Source organism: Streptomyces sp. NPDC001744 (genome assembly GCF_042892575.1).
Classification (GTDB): Bacteria; Actinomycetota; Actinomycetes; order Streptomycetales; family Streptomycetaceae; genus Streptomyces.
Window position 1 is genome coordinate 160,354 of sequence record NZ_JBIAUG010000005.1, and the last position, 15,160, is coordinate 175,513.

General features: G+C 66.6%; 11 protein-coding genes. 6 read left to right on the forward strand and 5 right to left on the reverse strand.

Annotation, left to right across the window (positions count from 1 at the left end; genetic code table 11):
- Nucleotides 1–60: 60 nt before the first annotated feature.
- The 5 genes from ACFYZY_RS08710 to ACFYZY_RS08730 all read right to left on the reverse strand — a co-directional run bounded on the left by ACFYZY_RS08710 (nt 61) and on the right by ACFYZY_RS08730 (nt 8,554).
- Nucleotides 61–1,638 carry an N-6 DNA methylase gene (locus ACFYZY_RS08710; RefSeq protein ID WP_388690999.1) on the reverse strand — a complete coding sequence of 526 codons (1,578 nt, stop codon included), beginning with the start codon at nt 1,636–1,638 and terminating at the stop codon, nt 61–63.
- Nucleotides 1,638–3,083, reverse strand: coding sequence for a restriction endonuclease subunit S (locus ACFYZY_RS08715; RefSeq protein WP_388691002.1), 1,446 nt, complete (start codon nt 3,081–3,083; stop codon nt 1,638–1,640). Before ACFYZY_RS08715 ends, ACFYZY_RS08710 begins: the two co-directional genes overlap by 1 nt.
- The gene (locus ACFYZY_RS08720; RefSeq protein WP_388691340.1) at nt 3,080–6,640 is read right to left on the reverse strand and encodes a DEAD/DEAH box helicase family protein; all 3,561 of its coding nucleotides are present in this window, start codon (nt 6,638–6,640) and stop codon (nt 3,080–3,082) included. Before ACFYZY_RS08720 ends, ACFYZY_RS08715 begins: the two co-directional genes overlap by 4 nt.
- Nucleotides 6,641–6,837: 197 nt before the next feature.
- Nucleotides 6,838–7,320: an NUDIX hydrolase gene (locus ACFYZY_RS08725; protein ID WP_361604196.1), complete on the reverse strand. Its 483-nt coding sequence runs from the start codon at nt 7,318–7,320 to the stop codon at nt 6,838–6,840.
- Nucleotides 7,321–7,330: 10 nt separating this feature from the next.
- Nucleotides 7,331–8,554, reverse strand: coding sequence for a helix-turn-helix transcriptional regulator (locus ACFYZY_RS08730; protein WP_361604193.1), 1,224 nt, complete (start codon nt 8,552–8,554; stop codon nt 7,331–7,333).
- A 206-nt stretch (nt 8,555–8,760) separates the two neighbouring features.
- Here ACFYZY_RS08730 and ACFYZY_RS08735 point away from each other — a divergent pair, with 206 nt between their 5' ends.
- Genes ACFYZY_RS08735 through ACFYZY_RS08760 form a run of 6 tightly spaced genes read left to right on the forward strand, consistent with a single transcriptional unit; the run spans nt 8,761 to nt 14,993 of the window.
- A complete protein-coding gene (locus ACFYZY_RS08735; RefSeq protein WP_388691006.1) occupies nt 8,761–10,008 on the forward strand; it encodes a methionine adenosyltransferase in 1,248 nt (415 codons plus the stop codon).
- Nucleotides 10,008–10,934, forward strand: a complete 927-nt coding sequence (locus ACFYZY_RS08740) for an aminoglycoside phosphotransferase family protein (protein ID WP_388691009.1) — start codon at nt 10,008–10,010, stop codon at nt 10,932–10,934. The genes ACFYZY_RS08735 and ACFYZY_RS08740 overlap by 1 nt, the downstream gene beginning before the upstream one ends.
- Nucleotides 10,931–11,644 carry a histidine phosphatase family protein gene (locus tag ACFYZY_RS08745; RefSeq protein ID WP_388691012.1) on the forward strand — a complete coding sequence of 238 codons (714 nt, stop codon included), beginning with the start codon at nt 10,931–10,933 and terminating at the stop codon, nt 11,642–11,644. The genes ACFYZY_RS08740 and ACFYZY_RS08745 overlap by 4 nt, the downstream gene beginning before the upstream one ends.
- On the forward strand, nt 11,637–12,929 hold the full coding sequence (gene serS, locus ACFYZY_RS08750; RefSeq protein WP_388691015.1) for a serine--tRNA ligase: 1,293 nt from the start codon (nt 11,637–11,639) through the stop codon (nt 12,927–12,929). Before ACFYZY_RS08745 ends, serS begins: the two co-directional genes overlap by 8 nt.
- Nucleotide 12,930: 1 nt before the next feature.
- Nucleotides 12,931–13,953 carry a glycosyltransferase gene (locus tag ACFYZY_RS08755; RefSeq protein WP_388691016.1) on the forward strand — a complete coding sequence of 341 codons (1,023 nt, stop codon included), beginning with the start codon at nt 12,931–12,933 and terminating at the stop codon, nt 13,951–13,953.
- Nucleotides 13,947–14,993: a hypothetical protein gene (locus tag ACFYZY_RS08760; RefSeq protein WP_388691019.1), complete on the forward strand. Its 1,047-nt coding sequence runs from the start codon at nt 13,947–13,949 to the stop codon at nt 14,991–14,993. Before ACFYZY_RS08755 ends, ACFYZY_RS08760 begins: the two co-directional genes overlap by 7 nt.
- Nucleotides 14,994–15,160: the final 167 nt, after the last annotated feature.

Genomic DNA, 15,160 nt, shown 5'->3' on the forward strand with positions numbered 1-15,160 from the left:
CGCTCCGGTGCCGGCCTCGCGCCTTGGGCGAGACCGGCACGGGCGAAAGACCCCCCGGACCTACGCCTCCGCGATGACTTCCTCGGCTGCGACGTCCGGCTTGACCTCGCCGCCCAGTGCCTCGGCGATAGCCTCAAACTCAGCGAGGGCGGCCTGGAGGTCCTCTACGATCTCCTGGGCGATGACCTCGGGAGGGAGCAGGCTGTCGGCGTCGTCGAGCGCCGGGTCCTTCAGCCAGGTGACGTCGAGGTTGACCTTGTCACGGGCGATGAGCTCCTCGTACGTGAACCGCTTGAAGCGGCCGTCCTCGGTCTCCTTGCGCGTCGAGCGGTCGTCCGCCTTGTACGCCTCGATGAAGTCGGCCAGGTCGGCCAGGCGGAGGGGTCGCTGCTTGAGCGTGAAGTGCATCCCGGTCCGGAAGTCGTACACCCAGACCTCAGACGTGTTGGGTACGTCGTCGGCCCGCGGGGGCTTCTTCTCGAAGAACAGGACGTTCGCCTTGACGCCGCCAGCGTAGAAGATGCCCGTGGGCAGACGCAGGATCGTGTGGAGGTTGAACTCCTGGAGGAGGCGCCGCCGGATCTTCTCGCCGGCCCCACCCTCGAACAACACATTGTCGGGCAGGACAACCGCAGCGCGGCCGTCCATCTCCATCAGCGACATGATGTGCTGCAGGAAGTTCAATTGCTTGTTTGTGGTCGTCGCACGGAAGTCAGACCGGTCGTAACTAATGTCCTCCCGGTCCGTCTTGCCATCCGTACCCCTGACGGTGATCGCCGACTTCTTACCAAACGGCGGATTGGCAAGGACGAGCGAGGCACGCCGAGAAGGTGCGTCGGCAAGGGCGTCACCCGTGGTGATGAGAGATTCTCCACCAGCCTCACCAATGCCGTGCAGCAACATGTTCATCGCGGCAAGGCGGGCTGTACCGGGGACGAGCTCGTTCCCCCAGATTGTCCCCTGCCCCAGCGCGAGGCGCTGCTCACGCGAGAGGCCCTTGAGGTGATGCTCGCGGATGTGGCTGTGGGCCGCGATCAGGAAGCCAGCGGTACCGCAGGCTGGGTCAGTGATCGTATCCGTGGGGCCAGGCCGCATCACCTGGACCATGGCGTCGATCAGCGGCCGGGGAGTGAAGTACTGGCCTGCGCCGGTCTTAGTGTCTTCAGCACCCTTGGCAAGCAGCCCCTCATAAGCGTCGCCCTTCAGGTCCGTGCCTTCGAGGACCCAGTCGGTCTTCCCGATCAGTTCGACGACGAGCTTTTCGAGGAGGGCGGGCTCCGTGATCCGGTTCTGGGCCTTTGCGAAGACGGTACCCAACGTGGTGCCAGGATGCTTGCCAAGCTCAGTAAGCACCCTGCGGTAGTGCGCTTCCAACTCCTCACCACGCTTGGAGACAAGTGACTGCCAATCCAAGTTCGCGGGCACGATCGGATCTGCCGTTTCCTCAGCGAATGGATCGGCGGCGAGCTCGTCAGCCATCTTGAGGAAGAGCAAGTACGAAAGTTGCTCAACGTACTCGATGGTCGACAAGCCGTTATCGCGCAAAACGTTGCAGTAGCTCCACAGCTTGGCGACGAGCGAGTTAGTCTGGACGACCGCCTTGGCGGGGGTGATCGAGTTGGTCTCGGTGGTGCTCATCAGAGCTCAAACTCCTGCTGAACGGCGGTACGGGAGACGGAGGACGAGACGGCCGAGGGAGCCGGAGCCAGTTTGGATGCGGTCGTGCCCGCCGCCTTTCGTGGCTGGCGACCTCGGACGGTCGCCGCGCTCCGGCCCGACGATGCTCGCCCGACCCTAATCTGCTCGAGTAGCGCGCTGGCGGGCTCGTCCTCAGAATTCTGTGGGACGAGGGCGCCATCGAAGGCACGGGCAAGCAGGGCCTTGCGAAGACTCTTAGCGCGCTGGAGGCCCTGACTCAGCCCGCGTTCCAAGGCATCTGCGTCTGTCAGTAGTTCTTCGCAACGCTGAACAAGGCGCTTCTGCTCTTCCATCGGCGGAATCGGGAACTCCACGGCTTTCAAGCGCTTAGAAGAGAGATGCGCGATGTTCGTCGTAATTCGAACCTCCCGCATAAACCGGCGAGCGTGCAGGTGCCGACGAAACACCATCAGCGCCCATTCGGGCAAGACATCAGGACGTGCACGGAAGCGCAGGAGGCTATTTGTGAATGCCACGCCGGCAGGCTCACCCCGGTAAAGCGCGGGACGGCCAACCAGGTGGGGACTCTGACCCTCATTGAGCAGGATGTCTCCGGGCTCAAGCTTGTACCGATCGAACACCCCAGAGAAGTCCATCTCCATGACGTCGGCCGTGTCGATTCGGTCCTCGAATACGTTAGCTACGCGCAAATAGGGATGCATCTCCGGGCCATGGTGCCAGTCCGGGTGTCGCTGTCGGCCGAGGTCGATAGCGCCTGCCTCGCCAACCGTCGTGACCTCCCACGACTCAGGACAATCCCCCGGCACGAGTGACAACAGGATTGCCTTACGGAAAGAGGAGACCTTGCGGTGGGCAGCCTCTAGGTCTCGAACGGCAGCATCAAGGCGGGAGAGGTGGTCTTCGAGAATCTCGACCACACGGCGCTGTTCCGCAAGCGGCGGCACCGCGACCTGAACCGTCTCGAGGTTCTTCCTAGAGATTCGCTTCCTCGTCGTGCCGGTCTGAAGGCTGCTAATCTGACCTCGCACTTGCGGAGAGTTAATAGCCCACATGAGCCATCGGTTGTCGACACCGTAACGGCCCGGCCTGATGACACAGACATCGACCACAGTGACTGCAGGTCGATTCCCTCCCGGATAAATACACGCGCGACCCAGCGGGTCCGGCATTCTGGCTACGAGAACGTCACCTTCCCGAATAAAGGTGCAACGGAGCTCGTCAGCCTTTGCGAGTGTTAGCGATCGATTGCTCCGATCGCGAAAAAAGCCGTCCCCAACATCCGCCAGCTGCACAAGGCGAACCTCGCCGTCGGGATCCTGGTCCTTACTTTCGACCCAGTCACCATCACTGAGGACGCCATCAATTGAAACGAGATCCGCCAACGGAGCCAGGTCCCACCCCGGCGGCAGTTCGGTGTTTCTCAAGCCAGTTCTCGATTCAGCTCATTCAGGAGATCGTGAGGGTCGCGCCCCGGAAAGGCCAAGGCCAGGCCCTTGCCGCCGCCACGCTTGTTAAATGGTTCGGCTCGGAAGTCTGCCGGAGCGATGCCGACGTCACTAGCAACAACGTCGCGGATGGCCTCCAACCACCACATCTGGTCCTCCGTGAACTCCACGCCAGCCTGCCTCTGCCGGAGCAGCCAGCCTTCGAAGCGTTCCTCTACCGTCTCACGGTACGGCTTGAGCTCCGAATCGATGCCGAGCTCGTACCGGATGAGCGAGATGAGATCAGGTACGCCGGCCTCGCTGCCAGACTGCTCGGTGGCGCGGCCGAGGTCCTCGTAGTAGTTCCACAGGACCTGAGGGGTCCAGGCGAAGTTGGGACGGCGGATCTTGTCTGCCAACTCCTTGAGTGCGTCGTACGCCTCGGTGGGCCCTACCGAGCGGGGGCTGGAGAGAGCGATCGAGATCGCCGCAATCTTGTCTCGCTCATCCCTGAGCAGGCGGCTCCAGCGGTCGACCTGCTCTCGCGCCCGTTCCTCTCGGGGAATCGCGTGGACATCGGTGACCGAGACCGCGGTGGTCTCGTCCATTACGTAGTCCTTGTCCCGACGGATCTCGATGATCAGCTTTCGCAGGTCCGGGCTGCCCGTGAGCGGAGCCACTGCCGATACGACCAATGCGTGGGCCGCTTTCTCGCCGCCCTCGGCCTTGGCCTGGTCCTGCCTGTCGGGGTCGATGGCCTTGACGATGGTGCTCGCGATCTCCGAGAGGGAGCGGCCACCTGCAGCCTTCGCGATCTGGTCGCGCTCGCCGTCGTTGAGCTGCTGATTAAGACGCGCCAGACGGCCAGCGAGGATCTCCGCCTCGGAGGCGCTGATCGACTTGGTACCAGCCTTGTCGAGAAGCTTGGCCAGGGAGACCTGGCGTTCCCCGGCCGGGACGAGCGGGCGGGCGTCTACGAGCGGTGAGTCGGTGACGCCCACGGCGTCCACAAGAACGAAGCGCTCCTTACGTACCCGCTCATCCCCGCCAGGAGTCACCTCGCGCAGCTCAGTCGGGTCGATTGTGCGGGCACCGCGCCCCTTCATCTGCTCGAAGAGGACCGCGCTGCGCACCTCCCGCAAGAAGATCACGCACTCCAGCGCCTTGACGTCCGTGCCGGTCGCGATCATGTCGACGGTCACGGCGATCCGGAGGCGCGGGGACGTCCGCAGTGCACGAATCAGCTCGTCAGGGTCCTCGCCGGCCTTGCGGCTCTTGTACGTGATCTTCTTGGCGAACTCGTCGCCCCGCCCGAAGACCTCCTTGGCCTGAGCAAGAACGTCCTCGGCGTGGTCCTCACCGACCGCGAAAATCAGCGTCTTGGGGACTTCCTTGCGGCCGGGAAACCACCGCTGCCAGTTGTCCCGATAGGCGGTGAGAACGGCTCGGATCTCATCGACGGCCACCACCGAGCGTCCGATCTGACGGGTGGTGTAGGTGAAGTCGTCCGCCAGCTGCTCGTAGCGCTGGTAGCGGGTCTTCCGGTCACGGATCTTGACCGTTGTGCCCTCTTCTATGGTTGCGCCGCCGTTCTCCCGCAAATCTGTGTGGATGCGGATGACGTCGAAGTCGACGTTGACTCCGTCGGCTACTGCCTGGGGATAGGTGTACTCGGAGACGAGGTTCCGGCCGAAGAAGCCGAGGGTCTGAAGGGTTGGAGTGGCTGTCAACCCGACGAGGTGGGCGTCGAAGTACTCCAGCACCGCGCGCCAGAGGCCGTAGATCGAGCGGTGGCACTCGTCCACGATGATCAGGTCGAACGACTCGATCGGCACCGCCGGGTTGTAGCCCACCTCGATGGGCCGCGCGGCGGCGTAGGACTCTTCGTACGCCGTGTCGTCGTTCGCCTCGTCTACCGAGTCGTCGTCTACGAGCTGCTCGCCGGTTAGCAGGCGATACATCTTCTGGATCGTGCAGATCACCACCGAGCTGCTGTCCTGCAGTCCCGCCGCGCCCAGGCGCTCGACGTTGTAGATGTCGGAGAACTTGCGGCCGTCGTCCGGGGTCGTGAACTTTCGGAACTCGTCCAGCGCCTGCTTACCGAGGTTGTTTCGGTCCACCAGGAACAGCACACGACGGGCTCGGGAGTGCTTGAGCAGCCGATACGTCTGGGAGACGGCGGTGTAAGTCTTGCCCGCGCCGGTCGCCATCTGAATTAGGGCCCGCGGCTTGTCCAGGGCGAGCGAGCTCTCCAGGCCCTTGATCGCCTCGATCTGCGCCGGCCGAAGACCGTTGCGGTGGAGCTCCGGAACACTGCGCAGGGCGGCGCGGAAGGTCGGGGCCGCCGGGTGCTCCTCGGCTCGGCGCATCCAGTCGGCGATGGTTTCCGGCTTGTGGAAGGCGAACACCTCACGGGAGCGCGCCTCGGGGTCCAACCGGTTGATGAAGTACGTCTCGGTGCCAGTGGTCGCGTATCGGAAGGCGAACGGCTCATCCTCACGCCATACCGCGAGACGGTGCTCCTTGAGCACTCCGCCCGCGTAGCGGTCGTTCTGCGCGACCGCGCTGGCCAAGTGCGTGCCCTCACGCTTGGCTTCGATGACTCCGGCGATCTGTCCGTCCACGTACAGGACGTAGTCGGCCCTTCCCGTGGCGAGCGTAAACTCACGCACGGCCACACCCTGGCCAGCCATGGGGTTGACCTCGCTGCGGTCCTGCACCACCCAGCCAGCGGCGCGCAGCAGCTTGTCGATCTCCTTACGGGCTTCGATCTCGTTGAGCGGAGCACGCCGCTGCGCACGATGGATGATCAGGTCACGGGCCGCCGGATCGACCTTGCGCGGAGCCTGACGGGCCTCTTCGTAGGCGGCCGTCTGAGCAACGCGCATCTCGGCAACCTGCGCTGCCAACTGCTCGATCTGGGCCAGGAGCTCCGCGTTGTTCGTGCTGGCACTGGCGATGAGGCGCTCCGCCTCGGCCCGTGCCTTCCGCTCGGCCTCCAGCTCGCTCGTGGACTCCGTGAGACGCGTGCGCGCATCGGTCAGTGCCTGGCGGTGGCCGTCCAGGGCCTCATTCAGTTCCGCGACCTCGTCCGGATCCGAGAGGCGCTCGACCGCCTGCGGATCCGTAGGCGGCACGAACTCCACGACCGTGCGGCGCCCGGAGATCGCGTCGTGGAACCACAGGCCAAGCTTGTGGCAGACGCGAACGGCATCAAGCGCCCGTGCCGTATCGAACAGGTGGGCATGGGCAGCTTTGTTGCGATCCACCCGCAGCTGGTCAAAATCCCGCCGTGTCTCGGGAATCAGGACGCCGGCTCGCGTCAGGGCGGTCAACCGGTCGATCTGCCGATCGCCGTCCACCCGCATGCCGATCCGAGTGATGAGCTCCTCTGCGAGGACTTCGCCGAACTGGCCCGCCTGGACGAGCGAGGAGTTCGGGTTTGTGAAGACCGTGGCCTCGGCCTGGGCGCCGTAGAGCGACAGCAGGGGCTTCAGTGGGTAGAGGATGCCGAAGTTCGGAGAGGACTTCGCCAGTTTCCGCAGCCGCTCGTCCATATCCCCCACCAGCTACTCCATCCTCGTGGTGCCTGACCGCGTCGCCACCCTGCTGTGTCGAAGGCACACAGTCTAGGAGGACGTGATCAGTAGGGAGAAGGGAATTGGACAGGTAGGGCAGACCTCAATCGTCGTGCCGACGGGGTTTCGTGCCACGGGCCGTGCTTCCCATTCCCCGTGGCCGTGATGGGGAGCAGTCAGGCCCCTGGTTCCGGCGACTGGCCGTGTTCGAGGTAAGCGGTCAGGCCGTTTGTTCGGGCCTGGATGGCCGCTGCGATTCGGCGTGCGAGGCGGGGGATGGTGAGCCCGGGCACTTGGTCAGGGTTGTGGAAGTCGTAGCCGCGGAGCTCGTCCGCTTGCAATGCAATCTGCTCCCGGTGCTCAACGCTCAGGCGACCGCCATCGAAGAGGTAAAGGACCTTGTCGCCCTCTCCCTGGTTCGGCGCCCAGTCGACGGCGAGGAGGCGACCGATGTGCGGTGCGATGCCGAGTTCCTCCTGCACCTCACGCACGCAGGCTTGTCGGGGTGACTCCCCCTCCTCGACGTAGCCCCCGGGGATGTCGCGGTAGTCCTTGTAGGACGGCTCGACGAGGAGGACTCGATCGGATTCGTCGAAGAAGAGAGCGCCGGCTGCCATGCGGGGGCGGGCCATCTTTGCTTCGTGCTCGTTCTCGCTCACGGTTCGGACTTTAGCTGCCGGCGACAACGCCCAGTCTGCGGGCCAGGTCTGCCACGGGATGGGCAGGCCGGCCTCTGGTGCCACGTATCCAGCCGATAACCAGTTCCCGGCTCAGGTAGTGGTGGCGCACCTGCTCGGGCGCGGCCTGTTCGGCTTCCAGCAGGACGGCCAGGGCTTCGTCGGTGCGGTTCCAGGAGCTCAGCGCCCTGGCGACTTCGAGGCTGTGTCGTACGCGCCGCTCCACCGGCAGGGCGGTCGTGTCGATTCGTGCGCCCAGGTCTGCGGCGATCTGGATGTCGCCGAGTTCGCCGGCGGTGGCCACGCAGTGGATGGCCACGTTGGTCGGGCCGAAGGCCGTCCACATGTGATTGGCGTCGGTGCCGAGTCGTTGCGCGGCCTCGTCGGCTTCGCGGAGGAAGTTCTGCGTGGTCGCCCGGTCCTCTGCCCGCGCGGCGGCCATCGCGCCGGCGAGGAACAGCGTGCCGTACACCGAGAGGTACTCGTGATTGGCGGCGCCCAACTCCGGCTGCATGACGGCTGCCGCATCGTTCACCAGCTGGACCGCGGCTGTGAAGCGTCCGGTGGCCAGGAGGCAGTGCGTGACTGCTCGGAAGAGCGATCCCGTAACCTCGCTGCGGCCGCTGGACTGCGCTGCTGCCAGGCCACGGTCCGCGGCGATCCATGCCAGCTCGGGCTCTCCCAGCTTGCCCAGCACCATGGCCGCCCCGTGGTAGGCGAGAGCGAGCAGCGCGTGGGCTTCCTCTGCCTCGTGCCCCGAGTAGGCGCGGGACGCGGCGAGGGCATCGGCCAGGACAAGGGGGAGACGTCGGGTGGCAAAGCCGTACCGGGATGCCTGGTAGGCATCGAGCACATCGCGCACGTTGCCTCGAAGGTCCTGCAGGGCAGGGGGCTCATCCTCGGCTGCGAGGCTCAGTAAAGGAGTGAGCTGCTTGTAGTCCATGAGTGTTTCGCGCAGCGCAGGGACGGTCCGGCGCCCGCTGTCGGCCGACCACTCCATGAGGGTCGGCTCGGCAAGCAGGTCTCCGAGGGAGATGTCGAGCGCATCGGCGAGTGAGGTGATCACCGAAAGGCGATCAAGCTCGATCCTGTTGTTCTCCGCCTTGCTCAGCCAGTCCGTCGTCCGGCCGACAAGGCCGGCCAGGACCTCTTGGGAGAGGCCGCGCCGACGCCGGTACCAGGCGACGCGCTCCCCGATGGTCAGGTTCTGTGTCATCCCGCGCATGTCCTGATCATCACCTCGTGGCCGAAGTGGACCCCGGAAGGATTTTCCGGGGTGCCTTGGGGTGCCCTGGCTACTGTCGCAGCAGACCGAGAACGCCGCAGGGCGATGCGAGCAACTCAACCCGTGGCAAACGGCTTTGACCCAGGACGTTCATCCGTCCCACCCGTCTTCCTCAGGCCGAGAGATCGGAGTTTGTCATGCGCGAAACCATCACGACCGAGGGTGGCTGCCTGTCCATTGAGACGGGCGCCGCCAGGCCCGGTGCGACCACGATCGTCGAGCGGAAGGGGCTCGGTCACCCGGACACCCTGGCCGACCACCTCGCCGAGCGGCTGTCCCGCGCGTACAGCCGCTACACCGTCGAGCGCTTCGGCGCGGTGCTGCACCACAACTTCGACAAGCTCGCCCTCCTCGGCGGCGCCAGCGAGGTCCGCTACGGCGCCGGCCGCATGACAGCCCCTGTGCGCGTCCTGGTCAACGGGCGGGCCGCGCCCATGTGCGGGGGCGAGAAGATTCCCGTCGAGGAGATCATCGAGGCCGAGGTCAGGGCGTTCTTCGCCGAGCGGCTCCCGGAGGTGTCGGAGCACCTCAACATCATCTTCAACATCACCAGCAACTCCAGCCCCGGAGCGGTCGTCACCGGTGACGCGGTGCCGGACCGCACCCGCTGGTTCAACCCCCGTTCCCTCGACGACCTGCGTGAGCGCCGGGTCCGGTTGTCGAACGACACCTCCCTCGGAACCGGCTGGGCGCCGGAGAACCCCTTCGAGTCGTTCGTCCGCGAACTGGTGGACCACTTCTCCGGGGAGAGCGACTTCACCCTCTCCCATGCCTGGTGCGGATCAGACGTGAAGCTCATGGGCTACTGGGACGGTGACCAGGCGGACGTCGTCCTCTGCGTCCCGCAGAAGTCGCGGCTCATCGCCAGCCGCGCGGAGTACGTACGGAACACCGAGAGCGTCCTCGCCGAGTGCCACCGGCTGGCCGGCCTCCGCCTGCCCGGAGCCGAGACGCGCTTCCGGCTCAACACGCGCGACGTGCCGGAGAAGGACGAGCTGTACCTCACCTTCACCGGCAGCTCGATCGAGTCCGGCGACGAGGGCGTCGTCGGCCGCGGCAACCGGGTCAACGGACTGATCACGCCACTGCGGCCGATGAACTTGGAGGGTGCCAACGGCAAGAACCCCGTCTACCACGTCGGCAAGCTCTACAACATCGCCGCCCAGCGCCTGGCCCAGCGGCTGCACGAGGCCACCGACGGGCACGCGGAGGTGCACCTCGTCAGCACCACCGGCCAGCGCCTCGACCAGCCGTGGCGGATCCTGGTCCGGCTGTCCTCCCCGGAGGTCGAGACTGACAAGGTCCAGGCGCTCGTCGCCGAATCCTTGGAGGGCTTCCCCGCCCTCACGGACGAGCTGGTCTCCGACGGGATCGTGCTGAGCTGATGGAGAAGCGGACGCTCGGCGAGGTCTCCGAGGAATGCCGGCGGCGGCTGGTCACGCACTACGGCCCGGGAGTCTCCGGCTGGCTCGACGCCGTGCCCACCTTGATGGAGCGCGCGGCGGAGCGCTGGAAGCTCACGCTAGGGGCTTACCACGACGCCGGACACGCCTCGGTGGTCGTCACGGCCGGAACCTTCGACGGGCGTCCGCTGCTTCTCAAGGTGTGGGCCGATCCCGCCCGGTTCCGCAACGAGGTCAATGCCCTACGCCTGTGGGCGGGCGGGCCAACGGCGGGCGTCGTCGAGGCGGCGGACGACCTGGCCGTGGCGGCCCTGGAAATGATCGGAGGGAGCCCCGGTGGTGGTGAACGACCGCCTCGCGAGCTTCCGACCGTGGCCGCCGCCCTCCAGGACCTCCACACCTTCGGCCGCCGTCGGCGCCGGCCGCGTGACCTTCCTTCCCTGACCACGTACCTGCACCAGGAGGTACGCCCCCGGGTGCGGCACCGACTGGAATCGGTCGACGTCGGCCCGTGGCATGAGCACGTCGAGGCGGCCCTCCTGACCCTCGTGGCCCTGGAGGAGGACCCCGCTCGATCCACCGTCCTGCACGCGGATCTCTACCGAGAGAACGTCCTCTTCGACTGGCTGGGCCACCCCCGCCTGATCGATCCCCTCCCGATGGTGGGCGACGCGGCCTTCGACTGGGCCTTCTGGACCGTGTACTACGACCTCGGGCACGGCACGGACGCTCGCTTGGCCACAGCCGCCCGGATCTCCCGCATCCCCGTGCCCGTCCTGGCGCCATGGTGCAGGGCCCTGGCCCTGGACGGCCTGCTCTTCTACCTCGACACCGGTGATCCGCGCGCGCCGAGGATGGCCGACGTCCTCGCGTGGCTGTCGGCGCCGACCCCAAGGAACCGATCATGACGACCTACGTCCTCCGTCACGGACAGACGAACTACAGCCGGCGCTATCTCGTCAACGGTGATCCGACCAAGCCCATCCGCCTGAGCGAGGAAGGCCGCCGGTCGCTGAACAGGGGATGGAGCAGCGTCCCCCTCCACAGCGTGAAAACGTGGCTGGCCAGCGAATTCCCCCGCGCTCAGCAGACCGCCAACCTCCTGATGGGAGCCCCCGGGCCGGAACTGATCACCGATCCTCGGCTGAACGAACTCGACTACGGGGAATTCGAGGGAAGCCCGTTCCTGGAATACGCCGTCTGGCTCGACGGGCACGGCGCCCACGAGCGGCCGCCCGGCGGCAGCGAGTCGCAGCGCGAGGGCATCCGCAGGATGCTCACCGGGGTGCTCGCGGCTCTGGAGCACCCCGGCCCCCGCGTCCTGGTGGCCCATGGCCTGCTGGTCTCCGTGCTTCTGTGGCACCGCGAACGGACTCCTGACCGGGCCATGCCCCTCTTCTTCCCGGAAGCCCCGTACATCGAGCCCCTCGCCATCCCCGATGACGAGTTGCCGGCGTTCGTCGGGGCCCTGGTGAGCGATCTTGAAACTGGCGTTCTCGATCACGCGGTTGGCTCCGGCGGCAGGGAGGTAATGCGGATCGGCAAAGGGGCCGCGGTTGCTACCGTCGATCCCGTATCCCACCACTCGCCGGATCAGAAGGATCTTCCTCATGCATGATGCCCGCGCCCTGATTGAAATGGGTGCCGAAGCGGTTCGTCGGCTCGCTCGTCGCGGTTACTCCCTGGACCTGTCCGAGCTGGAGTCCCTCCAGTCTCGTCGCAACCAGAACATCCGCTCGGCCGATGAGCTGCGGGCCGAGTCCAAGCGGGTGGCGAGTGAGGTTCAGCAGACGGCCAAGCAGGGCGGCGACATCAGCAAGCTGAAGGAGCGCGCCCGCGAGATCAAGGAGCAGGTCCGCGACATCGAAGCAGGGCAGGAAGAGATCGAGGCCCAGCTCCGTGATCTGCTTCTGAGCATCCCGAACCTGCCGGACGACTCCGCACCTGACGGCGACTCCGAGGAGTTCGCCATCGAGATCCGGCGCGTCGGCACGCCTCCCGCGTTTCCGTTCGAGCCGAAGGACCACGTCGATCTCGGAGAGGCCACGGGCATCCTCGACTTCGGCCGCGCGACGAAGCTGTCCGGTCCGCGCTTCGCGGTCTCCCGCGGCGCCGGCGCCGCTCTGGAGCGGGCCCTGGCCACGCTCTTCCTCGACATCCACACCCGCCGACACGGGTACATCGAGTACGCGGTCCCCTACCTGGTCACCCGCAAGACCATGACCGGCACCGGCCAGCTGCCGAAGTTCGAGGAGGACCTGTTCAAGACCGGTGTCGCCGACCGGGAGCTCTTCCTCATCCCGACGGCCGAGGTTCCGCTGACCAACCTCTACGCGGACGAAATCATCCCGCCCGCCGAGCTCCCGCTCGCGTTCACGGCGCACACTCCGTGCTTCCGTTCCGAGGCCGGCTCGTACGGCCGCGACACCCGCGGTCTCATCCGCCAGCACCAGTTCGCCAAGGTCGAGATGGTCAAGATCGTCGATCCGGAGACGGCGGACGCCGAGCTGGAGGGGATGGTCGGCCACGCCGAGGCGTGCCTCAAGGAGCTCGGCCTCGCCTACCGGGTCATCAAGCTGCCCGCCGGCGACACGGGCTTCTCCGCCCAGCTCACGTACGACCTCGAGGTCTGGATCCCGAGTCAGAACACGTACCGCGAGATCTCCTCGGTCTCCAACTTCGGAACCTTCCAGGCCCGCCGGGCGAACATCCGGACCCGCGGCGAGGACGGCAAGCCCAAGCTCGTCGCCACCCTCAACGGCTCCGGTCTGCCTGTCGGCCGCACCCTGGCCGCGCTCCTTGAGCAGTGCCAGCAGCAGGACGGCTCGATCGTCCTGCCCGAATCACTCTTCCCGTATCTCGGCTTCCGCCGTATCTCGGCGGACGGAACACCGGAGGCATAACGTGCTCGTCGGCGTCTGCGACTTCCCTGGTAGCTACGCCTTTCCCCCCGCCGGATACGGCGGGATCGAACGATGGCTGTGGGCGGTCGCCGTAGGCGCCCGTACGGCAGGCGCCGACGTGCACCTCCTCGGGCCGGGCTGGCTCACGGACCTGGAGCACGACTGGGTCCGCAAGCCGGTCCGCCTGGAGGACATCTCCACCGGATCGCTCGCCGAGCGCGAGCTGCGCGACACGGGGTACGACCTCCTGGTCGTCGGCCACGAGTACCCGTCGCTTCCCGCGTGGACGCGCACGTGGGGCGAGCTGGACTGCGACGTCGCCACCTTCCAGCACTCGCCGGTCTTCCAGCACAGCTCCACCGCCTTCGACGGCCAGCGTTCGCGGCTGTACTGCTACTCGCCCGAGATGATGGAGAGGTACGCGGATCACCGGCCGATCCCCGAGCTCGCTGTCCATCTCGGCCTCGACGAGGAGGAACCGCCGGCCACCGCGGGCACCGATCTCGTCTGGCTCGGCCGGATCGACGAGGAGAAGGCACCGCACATCGCCGTGCGGGCGGCCCAGATCCTTGGGCGTCGCATTCGGATCGTCGGCCCCGTCTTCGACGAGGCGTACGTGCGACGCCACGAACGGCTCTTCAGCGCCGACCACGTGAAGTGGATCGGCGAACTCGGCGGTCCTGCCAAGACCGCAGCCATCGCCGACGCCTCGGTCTTCGTCTACACGTACGCCCGCACGTACGTGGAAGCCGGTGCTGCGATCTTCGGAGAATCCCTCCGCGCCGGCACCCCCATGGCCGCCCTGACCTGGCGCGAAGGAACCTGCGCCGACGCCGCCCTGTGCGACGAAACGGGTGCGGTCGCGGTCGTCGACCCCAGGGAGGAGGACGAGACCGCAGCGCGAAGGCTCGCCGATGTGATCGAACAGGCGGAAAGCCTCGACCACCAGCGTGTCCAGGCGATCGGAATGCAGCGCTTCGACCCGGCGCGCCATTTCCAGGCGATGTCGGCCCGATCGTGCTGACCCGCACCGCCGGCACCGTCGGAGACGACCTGGCCCAGCGGATACCCGGTGTACTGAGCGCCGCGTTAGGCCCCCACTGGGAGTTCACCGCCGACGGCCCCCACATCGAGATTCTTCACCCGCACCGGGGAAGCCCCTACCAGCCGCCGCGCAGATCACCCACGTGGAGGGAGATCCTCGACTCCCTGGAAGCCGGCTTCGCGCGGGTCGGCGCCCCACGTGACGCCTGCCTCCCACTCCGGTGGGGCAGGGAGACTGAACTGACGATCTCCGCCGTCCAGGCCCTGGACCCGGTCCTCAAGGACGGCCAACTGCGTACGTATCGAAGCGGATTCATTCCGCAGCCGGTCGTCCGTTTCACCGGCCGAAGGGACGCGGACGGCCAGCTGATGGACGGCTTCCTAACCTCCTTCGTCAACGTCTCCCGAGTCCAACCCATAGTCGGGCTGGACGAGTACGGCGCCATCCTCGACGGCTGGCTGACCGTCCTCTCCCAACTCGGCTTTCATGCAAGGCACCTGAGCATCTACGGAGCGCTCACCCCGTGGCGCCGACGGCAGGTCGAAGGCATCACACTGCGCTTCCGCCACCTGGACCTCACCCTTGGCGACATCGTCCTCCTGTGGAACACGGATCACCCGGACCGGATGGCCGTTGACCTCGGTACTGGGCTGGAACGCCTGGCCTGGGCGCGTACCGGGGCGAGCTGGCGCCCCCTGATCTTTGGGCGCTTCGCACAGATGGCGACACCACCGACGCTGGACGCCCTCCGTACCGCCACGCTCCTGCTCGGCAACGGGATCGCCCCAGCAGCTCGGGGTGCCGGCGGAATCACACGGCGCGTCATAGGCGCCATCGATCCCGAAGCCACCCACCTCGGCGTCAGCGCCATGGTTCGAGCCGCCTATGACTACTGGTCGCTTTTCGGTGCCTTGCACGCTCCGTGGCCGGAGATCGCTCGTGTCATCGAGGGCGAGGGGGAGGCGACGCGCGCGGACCACGCTCGGGGTGACGTCCCGGTGTGGGCGCAGACACGGTGACATGCGGTGTCAGCCGCAGCAGGCGGTGCCACACACGGCGCGCCTGCCCGCTTCCACCACCTCGACGCGGCTGGGCGAGACTTCATGAGCCGCCGGCCGGCGCGGCCTACTGCCCGGCGCCGGCGGGTCCGCCGTTCCAGAGACAGAACGAACAGATCTTTCTGTCT